Origin of the sequence: Paraburkholderia sp. A1RI_3L (assembly GCF_048957895.1) — a bacterium.
GTDB classification, from domain to species: domain Bacteria; phylum Pseudomonadota; class Gammaproteobacteria; order Burkholderiales; family Burkholderiaceae; genus Paraburkholderia; species Paraburkholderia kururiensis.
This window is the reverse complement of sequence record NZ_JARCHA010000003.1, coordinates 646,935-661,887: the sequence shown is the minus strand read 5'-3', so window position 1 is coordinate 661,887 and position 14,953 is coordinate 646,935. Positions and strand designations below refer to the sequence as shown.

The following is a 14,953-nucleotide window of genomic DNA, read 5'->3' as shown; positions in this document are numbered from 1 at the left end:
GGTCAGTTCCCCCGCGTGCCGTCCGTGCGCTCGATACGCACCACGTCGCTCTTGTCACCGCCCAGGCGTAGTTCGGCCGCGCCGAACAGCCGATCCACGATGTAGTACGGTGAGCGGAAACGGTAGTTGACGAGTTGGCCATCACCTTGCGCGCCGATGACGAACAGCGGCGGCAGTTCGCCCTGGGCGATGCCGGGCGGAAACTCGATATAGACCTTCTCGCCATCGTCGAAGGCGCGCAGCGGTTTCCACGGCGGATTGCTGCCGCTGATCGCGTAGCGGAAACGGATCTTCTCCAGCGACAGGCCGGTATCGACGGGGGCCGCTGCCTGCGCGGCCTGATCCTGCCGCTGCAAGGCCAGCATCTGGTCTTTCGGATACTCCCACGACACCGACGCCATCCACGCCTTGTCGGTCGAGGTCAGCTCGATCAGGTAGGTGCGCCGGCTGGTGGTGATGACCAGGTTCGTCTTGAGGCCCGAGCGGATGGGCTTCACCAGCACGCTCACGCGCAGCTCGTTGCCGGCGCCGCTGGACGTGTCACCGACGATCCAGCGCACGGTGTCGCCCGCGGCGACCGTCACCAGCTCCTCGCCGGCCTGGAGCGAAATCACGGTAACGCGGCCCGGCGCGGCATAGACCTGATACAGCGCGCCGTCGGTGAAGGGCCAGACCTGGATTGCGTTGACGAAGCCCTCGCGCGTGGGCGCCATGCGTGCCTCGGCATTCGCACGCGAGACGCGCGCGGTTTCGTCGGCCGGTTCCGGTGCGGATTTGGCGTCATCCACGTCCGGTAGCGGCTTCATCTGCGCCGGCATCGGCAGCACCTTCGGCACCTCCACCACTTCGATCGGCTTGGGTGGATCGGGCTGCTTCTGTGCCTGCACCGGCTCGTCGAGCGAGATGTGCGGCGGTGGCTTGCCCTGCGAGGCGCAGCCCGGCAGGACTGCCACGGTCAGCACGAAAGCGTATATACGGAAATGCAGGTTCATGGCTTGGCTCCTTCAGACGCATCCAGCTCGCGGCTCCACGACAGGCCGTTGACGTAGATGCCGAGCGGGTTCTTGCGCAACCGCTGTTCGGTGCGCGGGGTTTGCAGGACGATGGACACCACGGCATTCCAGCGTTCGGTGCCGGTCGGTGCGCCATTGGCGAAGTGCTGTTCCGTCCAACGCACGTTGAATGACGCATCGCTGGCGCGCGTGACGCTGGTGATCTGCACCGTCACCGATTCCTTGCCGACGCGCGCGAACGGATCGTTCTTGCTGGCGTAGTCGTTGAGCACGGCCGCGCCCTTGTCCGTCGTGTAGTCGTAGGCGTCGAGCCAGTTCTGCCGCACCACGATGGGGTCGATCGACAACGAGCGAACCAGCGTGATGAAGTTCGCCAGGTGATAGGCGATCTGCGCATCGGCGGGCCGGTACGGCGTGGTAGCCACGCCGACTGCGCGCACCTGGCCGGTCTTGTCCACCTCGACCACGTAGGGCGTGACGATGGATTGCGCCGAGCGCCACACAAGGCCGCCAGCCATCAGCAACGCGAGCGCGAGGCAGCCGAAGGCCATGAAGCGCCAGTTCTTCGCCTGCACGCGGGCCGAGCCGATGCGCTCGTCCCACACCTGCGCGGCGGACTGGTACGGAGTGGCAGGCTGCGGCGTACTCGCGTAGCGCACCTGCGGTCGCTTGAATCGCATGGCGGGTTCTCCTCAAGGGGCGTTTATTCGTCGGGTTGGCCCAAGCTAGGGCCTTGCGCCGAACCGCCGCCGTCCCCGCCGTGCAGCGTGTGCGCGGCGGTGGTCGCGGCATGGGTGATCTGCTGGCGGCGGTGCAGGCGTTTGGCCCACGCCGGTTGCGGCTGGTCAGCGGGGTTAGCGGTGGATTCGCCGGATGCAGCCACGCCGGGAGACGTGCCGCCGTTGCTGGATGCACCTGCGCTGGTGCTTGCACTGTCCGAACGGAAGGCAGCGGCAGCGCGTTGCCGGAACGAGCGCGCGCCAGCGGCGGCCTTCTGGCCGACGGCCTGCGCGCCGGTCTTGGCGACATTGCCGAAGCCCGCCATCGCGCCTTTCGCGCCGCCACCCGCGGCAGCGGAACCCGCCTGGAATGCCGGGCCGGCACTGCTGGCCGTGGAGGCGGCCATACGTGCGCCTTTGCCGAGCGCGCTGGCGGCGGCCGGCGCCATGCGCGCCCCGGCCGCGACGGCACCGCCGACACCCGTAGCCGCCACACCAATGGCGACAGCGGTACCGGCTGCACCCACGGCAGCGCCGGCCATCGCGCCCGCGCCGAGCTGTGGAGCGCCGGACACGAGGCCGGTTGCAATGCCCGGCCCGTAGATGCCGAGCGCGAGCAAGGCGAGCGAGGCCAACATCACGACAAGCGCATGGTCGATGGACGGCTCGCTGGGCGTGGTCGGGAACTGCGCGAACAGCCCCGTACCGATGCCGACGATGACGGCCAGCACCAGTACCTTGATGCCTGCCGACACCACGTTGCCGAGCACTTTTTCCGCAAGGAACGCGGTCTTGTTCCAGAGCGCGAACGGCACCAGCACGAAGCCGGCCAGCGTGGTCAGCTTGAACTCGATCAACGTGATGAAAAGCTGCACCGCCAAAACGAAGAAACAGACGATGACGGTCAGCCAGGCGAGGAACATCACGACGATGGGCGTGATGTTGATGAACACTTCGGGGAAGCCTGCCATGTCGCTAATCTGTTCGAGGATCGGCATACCGGCGTCGATGCCGGTCTTGGCGAGATGCCCCGGTTGCAGGAACGTCTCCATGCTCACGGCCGAGCCAGTGGCCGTCAGGCCGAGGCCGGCGAAGGAACGGAACACGACGCCGGACAGCATGTTGAAGTTGCCGATGATGTAGGCGAAAGCGCCGACGTAGAGCACTTTGCGGATGAGCTTCGCCATCACGTCTTCGCCCTGGCCGGTGGCGTGGCCGAGCGACCAGTAAAGACCCGCCAGCGTCATGTCGATGACCACCAGCGTCGCGGTCAGGAAGCCGACCTCGCCGCGCAGCAGACCAAAGCCCGAGTCGATGTAGGTGGAGAAGACATTGAGAAAGTGGTCGATGATCGAAACATCGTTCATGGCCGTTGCTCCGTCGATTCACTGGGGCCGTCGAAGCTGGCCGGAATGGGCGGCAGATCGGCGAGCGTCTGGTACTCGCTGCGGCCGACGCGCCCGGAGAAGAAGCGTCGCAAATTGGCTTGTTCGACCTGCGCGCAGAACGCGGCATCGTGCTGGCCGTGCAGGCATTGCCCGTGCAGCGCGTGCAATCGCGCGGGGTCGGTGGCCAGCGCATCGACCGACAGCGCCTGCGGCCGGTCGCAACCGGCCAGCAGGCACGCGATGACGAACAGGACGGACACACGGTTCATGGCCGTCAGTTCCCGTAGAAGCTCACGGTTTCCGGCGTGTACGGCGTGCCGGTGCCGAGGAACCGCTGCGTGATGACGCGGCCCTGCTCAACGGCGGCGGCCTGCCTCGCCAGTTCCAGCGCCGACGCGCGGCCCTGCGTGAGCTGAAGCTGCTGCGCCTGGATCGACTGCTTGGCTTGCAAAGCCAGAAGCTGATTGGTTGCCTGCTGTGCTTGCAAAGCTCCGGTCGCGGACTGGCTCTGGCCCACGAGGTCGGTCAGCACACCTAGATCGGTGGTCACGTTCTGCGACACCTGCGCCTGCATCTGCATCGCGGTCTGCAAGCCGGTGAGCGTGTTTTGCCAGCGCTGGTGCGCATCCTGGTACATCTGGTTGCCGCTTACGGTCGCGGCGTACTGCTGCGGGTACAACTGCGCGAACTGCTGATCCATGTTCTGCACCTGGAACGCCAGTCCCTGCGCCTGCGTGATGAGCTGCTGCGTGGTCGCCAGATTCGATTGCAGGCGGCTGACCACGTTGAACGGCAGGCTCGCCAGATTGCGCCCCTGATTGACGAGCATCTGCGCTTCGTTCTGGAGCTGGTTGATCTGGTTTTCGATCATTTCCATGGTGCGAATCGCGGTCAGCGTGTTCTGCACGAGGTTGGTTGGATCAATGACGGTGATGGCCGCCGCCGGCTGTGCGAGCAGCAGCGAACCGGACAGTACGGCGGCGAGCGAAGCGGAAAGCACACGGGTTTTCATGGCGAAACCTCCAGCGGCTGAGAAGCAAGGAAGGAAGCCGCCGATGGTGCGGACGGCAACAGGTTGGCTGCCCAATCGAGGCCGCGATGACGCAGCCACGCACCGGCAAAGCCCGGCGTGCCGGCCTGCGCCAGCACGCGGTCGATGTCGCGTTGGTCTTGGGGCGTGGAGGCGCCCGCGAACGCGAGCGCGACCGGCCCCAGGTCGAGGTCGAACAGACGGTTGCCGAGGCGCGATTGGTAGTAGTAATCGCGCTTGGGCTGCGCGGTGGCGACGATCTCGATTTGCCGGCTGTTGAGGCCGAAGCCTTCGTAGATCGTGCGAATCTGCGGTTCGGTGGCCTGCGGGTTTGGCAGGAAGATGCGGCTCGCGCAGCTCTCGATGATCGCGGGCGCAATGGTCGAATCCTTGATGTCCGCGAGCGACTGTGTGGCGAAGATCACCGACACGTTTTTCTTGCGTAGCGTCTTGAGCCATTGCCGGATGCGTGCAGCAAATACCGGGTCATCGAGGAACAGCCAGGATTCGTCGAGGATCAGCAGCGTCGGTGCGCCGTCGAACCGCTCATCGAAACGCGCAAACAGATAGCCCAGCACGGCCAGCACGGCGGCCTTGCTATGCATCAGTTCTTCCATCTCGAAGCACTGCACGTCGGCCATGCCGAGCCGGTCGTGGTCGGCGTCGAGCAGCTTGCCGTGCGCGCCACCGAGCACATACGGCGCAAGCGCCTGGCGCAGCGCGTTCGATTGCAGCAGTACCGACAGGCCCGTGAGCGTGCATTGTTCGACCGGGGCACCAGCGAGACTGCCGAGCGCCGACCAGATGGCCGCTTTCTCGTCGGGGCCAACCGCGACGCCTTCGTGCGTCAGGCGACCTTCGACCCATTCGGCGGCCCAGGTGCGATAGCCCTCCTGGTCGATGCGCGCGAGCGGCTGGAACGCGATTGCGCCATCGGCGCCGAGGTCGTAATACTCGCCGCCCAGGCCCAGCGCCGTTGCCCGCATCGAGCGGCCCATGTCGAAGGCGAAGATGCGCGCGCCGGGATAGCGGCGGAACTGCATCGCCAGCGTGGCGAGCAGCACGGACTTGCCCATGCCGGTCGGGCCGGCAATCAGCGTGTGGCCTACGTCGCCGATGTGCGTGACAAGGCGAAATGGCGTCGCGCCTTCGGTGCGGGTGACGATCAGCGGCGGGCCGTCGAGGTGGGCGTTTTTCTCCGGCCCGGCCCACACTGCCGACACCGGCATCAGATGCGCGAGATTCAGCGTCGAGACGATGGGCTGGCGGACATTCGCATACGCATTGCCCGGCACCGACGACAGCCACGCCTCCACCGAATTGAGGGTTTCGGGAATCGTCACGAAGCCCCGTCCCTGAATCACGCGCTCCACCTGGCGCAGCTTCTCGTCGGCCGTGTCGGCGTCGTCATCGAGCACGGTCACGGTTGCCGTGACAAAACCGAAAGCAACCTGATCGCTGCCGAGTTCCTGCATCGCGGCGTCCGCATCGGCCGACTTGTTGCTGGCGTCGGTATCGACCAGCGGGCTTTCCTGCTGGAAGATCGTCTCGCGCAGCAGCGCGAGGACGTTCTTGCGCTTGGCGAACCACTGCCGGCGCAGCCGCCCAAGTTCCTTCTCGGCCTCGGCCTTGTCGAGACACAGAAAGCGCGTGCTCCAGCGGTAGGCGAAGCCGAGCCGGTTGAGGTCGTCCAGAATCCCCGGCCAGGTCGAGGTCGGGAAACCGCGCACGGTGACGACACGCAGATGCGCGTCGCCGAGCATGGGCGCGAGGCCGCCGACCAGCGGCATGTCGGCCAGCAGCGCGTCGAGATGGAACGGCACCTCCGGCACCTTGATGCGATAACGCCGCGTCGAGACGGTCGCGTGCAGATAGGTCAGCGTTTCGGCATCGTCGAGCCAGTCGATTTCCGGCATCACGCCATTGAGCAGATCGAAGACGCGCGCGGTTTCCGCGACGAACGCGGTCAGGCGCTCGCGCCAGTCCACGCCGGTAGTCGGCGTGTTCTCGTAGAGCAGCTTGGCCGCGCGTGCGCGAGATTCCTCCGGCGGCAGGTATTGCAGCGTGACGTGATAGCCGCTCTCGAAGTGGTTGCCCGATTCCTCGAAGGTCGCGCGGCGCTCCTCGTCCACCAGCCACGACAACGGCTCGGGAAAATCCGAGTGTGGATAGTCGGCCGCCGCCCGGCGCTCGGCTTCGACGTACAACGCCCAGCCGGCACCGAGCCGGCGCAGCGCATTGTTCAGGCGCGCGGTCGTGGCGATCAGTTCGCCTTGCGTCGCGCTATCAAGGTCGGGACCGCGAAAGCGTGCGGTACGCTGGAAACTGCCGTCCTTGTTGAGCACGACGCCGGGCGCGACAAGTCCGGCCCATGGCAGCCAGTCGGCGAGCAAGGCCGGACGATGGCGGTATTCGGCGAAGTTGAGCATCGCGGCATCTCCCGTCACACGTCCAGCAGCGGCTTGTGCCGGAGGTGCCGCGCGAACACCTGCATGAACTGCGCGTCCACGCGCGCGCCCCATACGGCGAGTGAATGGCCGACGATCCAGAGCGCGATACCAGGAATCCACAGTTGCAGGCCCAACCCAACTGCGCCGGAAAGCGTGCCGTTGGCAATCGCCACGGTGCGCGGGGCACCGCCCATCAGGATCGACTCGGTCAACGAGCGGTGCAGCGGCACCTCAAAGCCCGGCAGGTCGTTGGCGGTGCTCATACGACGGCTCCGCCGGAGAAGCTGAAGAACGACAGAAAGAAGCTCGATGCTGCGAACGCGATGGACAGGCCGAACACGATCTGAATCAGCTTGCGAAAGCCGCCGCTGGTATCGCCGAAGGCCAGTGTCAGGCCGGTCGAAATGATGATGAGCACCGCGACGATCTTGGCGACCGGCCCCTGGATCGAATCGAGGATGGATTGCAGCGGCGTCTCCCAGGGCATCGACGAACCGGACGCCTTCGCCGTGCCGGCCGCCATCACCATGACGGCAGCCGACAGCAGGCCGTGGTGCGCCGGCCGGGCCAGACGGCGCAGGCGCGCGAGGATGGAAACCGGATTTACGGAAAAGCGGAAAGCAGCGGTGTGCATCTGCGTCATGGCAGTTCTCCAGCGTGGTCAGGGGATGGGAAAGACAGCGGCAGTTCGGGATGCGGCGGTGGCTCCAGCGCGTCCGCGAGGCGGTAGCCCACGCCGTCGAAGCCGACGACGCGGGCGACGCTCTCGATGCGGCGCTTGCGGCCGCGGCCTGCGATGTGGATGACGACGTTGACCGCTTCGGCAACGAGCGCGCGCGGCGGATTCACGGCCACTTCGAGAATCAGTTGTTCGAGGCGCAGCAACGCGCCCACGGCAGAGCCGGCGTGAATCGTGGCGATGCCGCCGGGGTGGCCCGTGCCCCACACTTTGATGAGATCCAGCGCCTCGCCGCCACGTACCTCGCCAACGACCACGCGGTCAGGACGCAGGCGCATCGTGGCGCGCACCAGCTCGGTCATCGACACGACGCCCGCGCGCGTGCGCAGCGGGACGTGATCGCGTGCTGCGCATTGCAGCTCTACCGTGTCTTCGAGCACCAGCACACGGTCGCCGGTGGCGGCGATCTCGGCGAGCAAGGCATTGGCGAGCGTGGTCTTGCCGGTGCTGGTGCCGCCGGCGATGAGGATGTTCTGCCGCTCGCGCACGGCGTCGCGCAGGAACGCCGCCTGTTCGGCGGTCATCATTCCGTCTGCGACGTAACGCTCCAGAGGAATGACTCCGACCGCGCGCTTGCGCAGCGCGAAGGCAGGCCCAGGCGCAGCGGGCGGCAGAATGCCCTCGAATCGCTCGCCGGTTTCCGGCAGCTCGGCGGTCAAGAGCGGCTGGCCGCGATGCACTTCCGCGCCGACGTGCGCCGCGACCAGGCGGATGATGCGTTCGCCGTCGGCTTCGGACAGTTCCGCGCCCATCGGCGCGCGCCCCGACGACAGACGATCGACCCATAGCGTGTGGTCGGGGTTGAGCATGATTTCCACCACGTCCGGGTCTTCGAGCGCGGCAGCGATTAACGGCCCCATCGCCGTGCGCAACATGCGGATGCGCCGGTCGAGAGACGTGGTAGCGAAGGACTGCGGCACGGCGCTCATGAGGCACGCTCCGCATCATGTTCATGAGCTTCGGCCAGCACCGCCGCGTCATCGAGCCGTGCAGCGTCGGGGTTCAGTTCCTCCACCACGTCACGCACCAGGCTGCGCCCGCGCATCAGGTGGCGGCCGAGCTGCTCGACGAATTGCTCGAAGCGCGCCTTGCCCTGCGCGCGCGCGGCTTCCTGATGCGCTTCGGGAACCGGCGTGCTGACAGTCAGGTAATAGCGGACGAATAGCGCCAGCGTTTCGATCTCGATGTTCTGGTCGCGCTCCAGTCGCTCGAACTGGCACGTCAGCCGGTCGAGCCGTTTGGCGATGGCGGCCTCGCGCTGGTCGCCCGCGTCGGGCGACAGCCAGGATGCGAGCGCCGCCGCGACGATGCTGGATTTCGAGACGCCTTTCTTGGCGGCCAGCTCATCGAGACGTTTGGCGTGTTCGCGCGGAATGAACAGGTTGAGGCGGTACTGGCTCATAGCTCGATCCCATCTTGTTGGTCGAGGGACGCCAGCCGGGCCGTGCGTTGCATGGCCGGGTCGAGCTGGCGGGTAAGCGGCAGCGGCAGGTCGTCGTCATCGAGCAGCGCGAGGTCGTTGTCGGCGGACTGCGGTTCGGGGCTGTATTCGGCGACTTCGGAGAGTTCGGGCTGACGACGTGGGCCGCCGTCGTCGGCCATGCCGGTGTCGTCGCCAGCGAGGCCGGTTGAGACAGGAGCCGCGGGAACGGTGGGAATCACCAGCCCGCTCCAGTCGTCGAGCCGCAGCGGCGGCGCATCGGCGTAGCACCCGATGGCGAGCGTGGGCGGTGGCAGCACGCGTCGCCTGAAATTGGCGTCGGCGTAGTAGCGCAGCTTCTTCGCCTTGATCGGTGCGACGCTCGACACCATCACCACTTCGTCGTCGGGCGGCAGCTGCATCACTTCGCCCGGCGTCAGCAGCGGGCGCGCGGTTTCCTGCCGCGACACCATCAGGTGTCCGAGCCACGGCGCGAGCCGATGGCCGGCGTAGTTGCGCTGCGCGCGCAACTCGGTCGCGGTGCCAAGCGTTTCGGAAATGCGCTTGGCGGTGCGTTCGTCGTTGGTGGCGAACGTCACCCGCACATGGCAGTTGTCGAGAATGGAATGGTTCTGCCCATACGCCTTGTCGATCTGGTTGAGCGACTGCGCGATGAGGAAGCTGCGGATGCCGTAGCCGGCCATGAAGGCGAGCGCCGTCTCGAAGAAGTCGAGCCGACCCAGCGCCGGAAACTCGTCGAGCATCAGCAGCAGCTTGTGACGACGCGAGATGCCGTCGCTGCCATCGAGCGATTCGGTCAGCCGCCGGCCAATCTGGTTCAGGATCAGGCGCACCAGCGGCTTCGTGCGGCTAATGTCGGACGGCGGCACGACGAGGTACAGCGAGACGGGATGCTCGGATGCGATCAGGTCGGCGATGCGCCAGTCGCAGCGCGAAGTCACTTCAGCTACGGTGGGGTCGCGGTACAGGCCCAGGAACGACATGGCCGTGGACAATACGCCCGACCGCTCGTTGTCCGACTTGTTGAGCACTTCGCGCGCGGCAGAGGCGACGACGGGATGTGGCGCGTCGCCGAGGTGCCGCGTGGTCATCATCCGGTGCAGCGTCAGCTCGAACGGGCACGCTGGATCGGACAGGAAATTGGCAACACCGCGTAGCGTCTTGTCCTCGCCCGCGTAGAGCACATGCAGGATTGCACCGACAAGGAGCGCGTGCGAGGTCTTCTCCCAATGGTTGCGGCGTTCGAGTGCGCCTTCGGGATCGACTAGGATGTCCGCGATGTTCTGTACGTCACGCACCTCATGCGCGCCGCGCCGGACTTCGAGCAGCGGGTTGTACGCAGCCGACTTCGCATCGGTCGGATTGAACAGCAGGCAGTGTGAGAAGCGCGAGCGCCAGCCGGCGGTGATCTGCCAGTTCTCGCCCTTGATGTCGTGGATGACGGCGGACGCCGGCCAGCTCAGCAGCGTCGGTACGACAAGGCCGACACCTTTGCCAGAGCGTGTCGGCGCGAAGGTCAGGACATGTTCCGGGCCTTCATGTCGTAGGTACTGACCGCGATGCAGGCCGAGGAATACGCCGGCAGATTTGTCGAGGCCGGCCTTGTGAATATCGGCGGCTTCGGCCCAACGTGCCGAACCGTAGGTAGTGACGAGCTTCGATTGCCGCGAGCGCCACACGGACATGATGATGGCGACCAGCACTGCCACTAGGCCGCTGCCGGCCGCAATAGCACCGCCTATGCTGAAGATGTGCGGCGCATAGCCGTCGTAGAGGAACCACCACCCGAATAGCCGCCACGGGTGATAGACCGGCATACCGAGGAAGTCGAACCACGGCGAGCCAAGGCGGAGCTGAAAACCCAAAGCTGCTGCTGTCCATTGTGTGGCGGCCCACACGCCGGCGAACACAATGCCGAATACAACGGCGATCTGCCCGAACAGCACGCCTTGACCTTTCATCCCGGCCTCCGCTTTCTTCTGCGCAACCCGCGGCACAAAGGCGTGCCGCAATTGCGAGGATTGGCGTCAGGTCAAGGAACGGTCAAAGACCGTTATCGGGAAAAATGTCGAAAAGAAAGCAAGATTTCGTGCAGAAGCGAATGAACGAAAAACGCCGCAAGCAAAGGCGCATTGCGGCGTATCGAGCGAAAGTCGAAGCTTTTGATGAATCGTCAACGATTAAAACTTCGGCGCATCCTTCGATGGGGTATATGGCACTTTGCCATCGCCCATGAAGCGCCGGTTCGTTGCCTCGGCCACGCGATTGCAAAGCTCATCGCCGAGCGTGGCACGATCCGTCTTGCACTGCTGGCGAAGATCCTTCAAGTGCTCGGGATTCGCTGCGAGGGAATCCACGGTTTCGGTCGGTTCATGCTTGCCGCAAGCAGTCAGCAGTGCTATGTACATCATAAGCACGATCGGTTTCATGGCTCGACTTCCTCCGGAGCATCGGGATCGGATAATTCAGCAGACACTTTTCCAGCGGGCGATTCTTCGAGATTCCCAACTCTCTCGATAAACCGAGCCAAGAGTTCTGTTGGCTCTTTGTCCAAGCGCAGCAAGTAAGTGGTGAGCATCGGCGTGCGACCGGCAAGTGGCCTCGCAACTACATTCGATTCGTGACAGGCAGCGATTTGTGAGGCGCCGGCTAGACCTAGCGCGAAGCCTGCTGCAACCAAAGCCATCATTAGGTCGACAGATGAAACCCGTTCGGCAATCATTGGCTCTTGATCGATTTTTCGCAGTACCCGTTCAATCTGTCGTGAGTAGCCTTCGCAAGCATGAAGATCGCCAAGCACTAGCGGATAGCGCAGCACTTCTTCCAATGGGATGCGCTTGTGGGCTAGTAGAGGATGACGAGCAGGCACCGCCACCATCAAAGGATCGTCCCAAACGGGTTGAGCAATGATGCCATCGCCGACTTCATCCGATCGCGCGAAGCCTACGTCGTATAGGTCATCGTGCAGCCCTTTGATCTGCTGCAGCAACGGAGCCTCGAATAGACGAATCTCAATCTCTGGTTCTTCCTGGCGGCACAGCGCTAAGAATGTCGAAAAGCGCGACGGTTGGATACCATCAGAAAGAGCAACCCGCAACTGGCTGTGGAAACCGTTCTCAGCAGCCTTCACGCTGTCACGCGCCTGCTGCAAGGCCGTGAAGACACGCGGAACATGCTCCAAGAACAGCTGTCCTGCGCGAGTCAGCCGGGTACTACGCGTAGTACGCACGAAGAGCTGGGTACCAAGGTCTTCTTCAAGCTCCTTGATTGCCCGCGACAGCGGCGATTGTTCGATATGAAGTCGCTCCGCCGCACGGGCGAAATGAAGCTCCTCTGCAACGGCTAGGAAGCAACGCAGATGGCGGATCTCCACCGACTCCCCCTTTAACCTCTAAACGCGCGAATTGGATGGCAGGTATATTCGCGCAGTCGTCTAGGTCAGAACGGCTGATCAAGGAAAGTTGTCGCTTCCTGCAAGAAAAGATCAGGGTATTGATAGAAGGAGCCGTGGTTGGTGTCCGGATATACGATCAGTTCGGCGTTCGGCAGGTTGTCCTCCAACTTGTACGAGTTACTGGTGTAGTGGATGAGATCTTTACTGCCGCTGATGATCAACACCGGCTGCTTTATATTCTTCAGGTAATCGTTAGCATTGGCCGAATGAGCGCCCCAAGCGGCAAAGGCGGCGACTTGCGCACCATAAACGTCCGGGCCGGGATTGGCATCCCGATCGATCTGACGCAAACGGATGCGATCGAGAAATTTACGACCCGCCGCCTGACTTCCGGCCGTAGGGTTGAAGAATGTGGTGAGCAGAATCGTGTCGGCCGGATCATATTTCTTGGTCAGCATGGCTTGAAATTCAGGCGTCAGCGAAGCCATGCCATCACCGCCGCGCGGTGCGCTACCGATCAGAATTATCTTGCGGACGAGATCTGGGCGCTCGAGTGCGACCTCTTGAGCAACGAGGCTGCCGAGCGAAAAGCCCAGGATGTCGGCCTGTTTGATATGGATAGCCTCCATCAAGTCGATACCATACTTGGCCATACCCTCAACTGTATGCGGCACCTGACCGCCCGACGCGGCTACGCCCGCATTGTCGAACAAAATAACCTCCCGATCTTTCGCGAATCCATCGGTAATCATCGGATCCCAATTGTCCATGTTGCCTAGAAAGTGCTGGAAGAAGACCAGCGGCACGCCACTATGTTTGCCGAAGCGACGATAGGCGATCTTGGCTCCGTCGACCTCGACGAATTGGGTTTTGGCGTTTTGATGCAGCGAACCGGATCCGACGCTTGCCATGGCGGGTTTGGCCAGAGCGAGAGTCGGCGTCATTTGAGCTGCAATTGCGGTGACTGCGATTACGCAAAAGGCAGTGGTGAGCCGAATTTGACGTTTTAATGTCGGGAAAAACATTGGGTTATCCTTTATGAGTCGCGAGCGGGAAGACTCGTCACATGAAATCGAAGTAAACGAACGCGTTTCTTCTACTTCATCTTTTTAGGTCACAAGCCTGCCTGTCGATGTGTCACCTTTGAATAAGTGAATAGTTCTATGAGGCTAGGAAGCCTCCGTCCACCGGGAGTGTCACGCCGGTCACGTAGGCTGCCATCGAAGACGCAAGAAACAGGCATGGCCCAACCAATTCTTCGGGTTGCCCCGCGCGTCGCATCGGCGTACGCGCCATCATCCCGTTAAACCGATCTTGGTTATTGCGCGTCGATTCGGTCACGGCCGTCTCGATGAGGCCCGGCGCTATGGCGTTCACGCGAATACCGTCCGTCGCCAAATCACGCGCCATCGCCTGCGTGAGCAGCCTGACCCCGCCTTTGGAGGCCGAATAGCCGAGTGCGGAATCGACGCCGATGAACGAAGCAATCGAGCCCACGTTAATGATCGCGCCGCGCGTCGTACGCAGATCATCGCGAAAGGCCAGGATCATGTGGAAGCTGCCGTCCAAGTTGACGCCGAGGACGCGATGCCAGTTCTCCACCGCATGCGGGCTGTCCATGCCTTCACGTATAACGATGCCGGCGTTGTTAACCAGGATGTCGATCGGTCCTGCGAACTTGCGGAATTCCGCTGCCGCCGCGCGGCACGCCCGCTCGTCGGCAACATCCAGCTCATAGCCCCATGCTTCGCCACCTGCGTCGTTGATGGCTTGTGCCGTTTCGCATGCGGAGGCTTCGCGGATGTCGGTCGCGATGACGCGCGCACCGGCCTGCGCGAAGCCGAGCGCAAGCGCGCGGCCGTTTCCTTGGCCCGCGCCGGTGATCAGCGCAGTCTTGTCGCGAAGCAGCCCTTGCGAAGTATTCCCAGCATGCTCCACGGCCCTGCCATGCGGAACCGAATCTGCAATGCTCATCATGATTTTCCTCTGGATGCGACGGCTCGCCTCGGATGAACTTACGTGCGCAAATATTTACTGAGGAGAATGCCGGGATGGTCTCGTTGTTATTGACCGAGACGCGCGAGGTCGCCGGGCAAAATTCCTTGCGCCTTACGGTTCTTCACGTACGGCAATTCGTCGACCTTGGCGCGCCATGCGGCCAGCGTCGTCAGTTCCGGCGACACAGGAAGGCCGGCGATCTCCGCGAACAACAAGCTGATGTAGAGCGTAATGTCGGGCAGCGCAAAAGCTTCGAGCGCGAGATACGAACGTTCCTTCAAGAGTTCGTCGAAGTAAGCCAGACCCTTGATGGCCATGTCGCCACGGCGCAAGCCCCATTCTTTGCGTCCGTCCCATTCGGGCATACGCCACGGCGCAAGCGTCTTGCCGAGGCCCGGCGTGCCGTAGTGGAAGAAATCGTCCAGCGGTTCGAGCAGCAATTGTTCGACCCGGCGCTGCATCATGAGCACGGTAGCCCGCTCACGCGGTGTCTTGCCCATGAACATGGGATTGCCATTGAGGTTGTCGAGGTACTCGGTGATCGCGGTCGATTCGGACAGGATGAAGCCGTCATCCAGTTCGAGCAGCGGGATCTTCCCGATCGGATTCTTGGTCAGAAAATCCGGCTGCTTCTGCTCGGCGGAAATCAGATCGACGCTCTCGTACTGCACCTGGTCGTCGAGTCCTTTCGCCGCGAGGACGATGCGAATACGTGCAGTGTTGGGAGCGCCATCACGGTCATAAAGTTTCATGCAGTCTTGTCCTTGTTTATCTAAATTGA

Annotated in this window: 16 protein-coding genes; all 16 read right to left on the bottom strand. The window is 63.5% G+C overall.

Annotated elements, in window-relative coordinates:
* Positions 1 to 2: 2 nt before the first annotated feature.
* Positions 3 to 992, bottom strand: coding sequence for a P-type conjugative transfer protein TrbG (gene trbG / locus PXJ20_RS12770; protein ID WP_421030874.1), 990 nt, complete (start codon positions 990 to 992; stop codon positions 3 to 5).
* Positions 989 to 1,693 carry a conjugal transfer protein TrbF gene (gene trbF, locus PXJ20_RS12765; RefSeq protein WP_176034405.1) on the bottom strand — a complete coding sequence of 235 codons (705 nt, stop codon included), beginning with the start codon at positions 1,691 to 1,693 and terminating at the stop codon, positions 989 to 991. The genes trbG and trbF overlap by 4 nt, the downstream gene beginning before the upstream one ends.
* A 23-nt stretch (positions 1,694 to 1,716) precedes the next feature.
* A complete protein-coding gene (trbL, locus tag PXJ20_RS12760; protein WP_421030873.1) occupies positions 1,717 to 3,099 on the bottom strand; it encodes a P-type conjugative transfer protein TrbL in 1,383 nt (460 codons plus the stop codon).
* Positions 3,096 to 3,389, bottom strand: a complete 294-nt coding sequence (locus tag PXJ20_RS12755; RefSeq protein WP_421030872.1) for a hypothetical protein — start codon at positions 3,387 to 3,389, stop codon at positions 3,096 to 3,098. Before PXJ20_RS12755 ends, trbL begins: the two co-directional genes overlap by 4 nt.
* A 5-nt stretch (positions 3,390 to 3,394) precedes the next feature.
* Positions 3,395 to 4,132: a P-type conjugative transfer protein TrbJ gene (gene trbJ, locus PXJ20_RS12750; protein WP_421030871.1), complete on the bottom strand. Its 738-nt coding sequence runs from the start codon at positions 4,130 to 4,132 to the stop codon at positions 3,395 to 3,397.
* Positions 4,129 to 6,579, bottom strand: a complete 2,451-nt coding sequence (trbE, locus tag PXJ20_RS12745) for a conjugal transfer protein TrbE (protein WP_421030870.1) — start codon at positions 6,577 to 6,579, stop codon at positions 4,129 to 4,131. Before trbE ends, trbJ begins: the two co-directional genes overlap by 4 nt.
* Positions 6,580 to 6,593: 14 nt before the next feature.
* A complete protein-coding gene (locus tag PXJ20_RS12740) occupies positions 6,594 to 6,863 on the bottom strand; it encodes a VirB3 family type IV secretion system protein (protein ID WP_036039700.1) in 270 nt (89 codons plus the stop codon).
* Positions 6,860 to 7,243, bottom strand: coding sequence for a TrbC/VirB2 family protein (locus tag PXJ20_RS12735; RefSeq protein WP_421030869.1), 384 nt, complete (start codon positions 7,241 to 7,243; stop codon positions 6,860 to 6,862). Before PXJ20_RS12735 ends, PXJ20_RS12740 begins: the two co-directional genes overlap by 4 nt.
* On the bottom strand, positions 7,240 to 8,268 hold the full coding sequence (trbB, locus tag PXJ20_RS12730; protein ID WP_421030868.1) for a P-type conjugative transfer ATPase TrbB: 1,029 nt from the start codon (positions 8,266 to 8,268) through the stop codon (positions 7,240 to 7,242). Before trbB ends, PXJ20_RS12735 begins: the two co-directional genes overlap by 4 nt.
* Positions 8,265 to 8,741, bottom strand: coding sequence for a CopG family transcriptional regulator (locus PXJ20_RS12725; protein WP_421030867.1), 477 nt, complete (start codon positions 8,739 to 8,741; stop codon positions 8,265 to 8,267). The genes trbB and PXJ20_RS12725 overlap by 4 nt, the downstream gene beginning before the upstream one ends.
* Positions 8,738 to 10,741 (bottom strand): conjugal transfer protein TraG, encoded by a 2,004-nt coding sequence (locus PXJ20_RS12720; RefSeq protein WP_421030866.1) that lies wholly within the window; start codon positions 10,739 to 10,741, stop codon positions 8,738 to 8,740. Before PXJ20_RS12720 ends, PXJ20_RS12725 begins: the two co-directional genes overlap by 4 nt.
* A 219-nt stretch (positions 10,742 to 10,960) precedes the next feature.
* Positions 10,961 to 11,209, bottom strand: coding sequence for an EexN family lipoprotein (locus PXJ20_RS12715; RefSeq protein WP_421030865.1), 249 nt, complete (start codon positions 11,207 to 11,209; stop codon positions 10,961 to 10,963).
* Positions 11,206 to 12,153, bottom strand: a complete 948-nt coding sequence (locus tag PXJ20_RS12710) for a LysR family transcriptional regulator (protein ID WP_421030864.1) — start codon at positions 12,151 to 12,153, stop codon at positions 11,206 to 11,208. Before PXJ20_RS12710 ends, PXJ20_RS12715 begins: the two co-directional genes overlap by 4 nt.
* Positions 12,154 to 12,218: 65 nt before the next feature.
* A complete protein-coding gene (locus PXJ20_RS12705) occupies positions 12,219 to 13,199 on the bottom strand; it encodes an alpha/beta fold hydrolase (RefSeq protein ID WP_421030863.1) in 981 nt (326 codons plus the stop codon).
* 136 nt (positions 13,200 to 13,335) lie between these two features.
* Entirely contained in the window at positions 13,336 to 14,151 is an 816-nt protein-coding gene (locus PXJ20_RS12700; protein WP_421030862.1) for an SDR family NAD(P)-dependent oxidoreductase, read from the bottom strand.
* An 86-nt stretch (positions 14,152 to 14,237) separates the two neighbouring features.
* Positions 14,238 to 14,924, bottom strand: a complete 687-nt coding sequence (locus tag PXJ20_RS12695; RefSeq protein WP_421030861.1) for a glutathione S-transferase family protein — start codon at positions 14,922 to 14,924, stop codon at positions 14,238 to 14,240.
* Positions 14,925 to 14,953 lie beyond the last annotated feature (29 nt).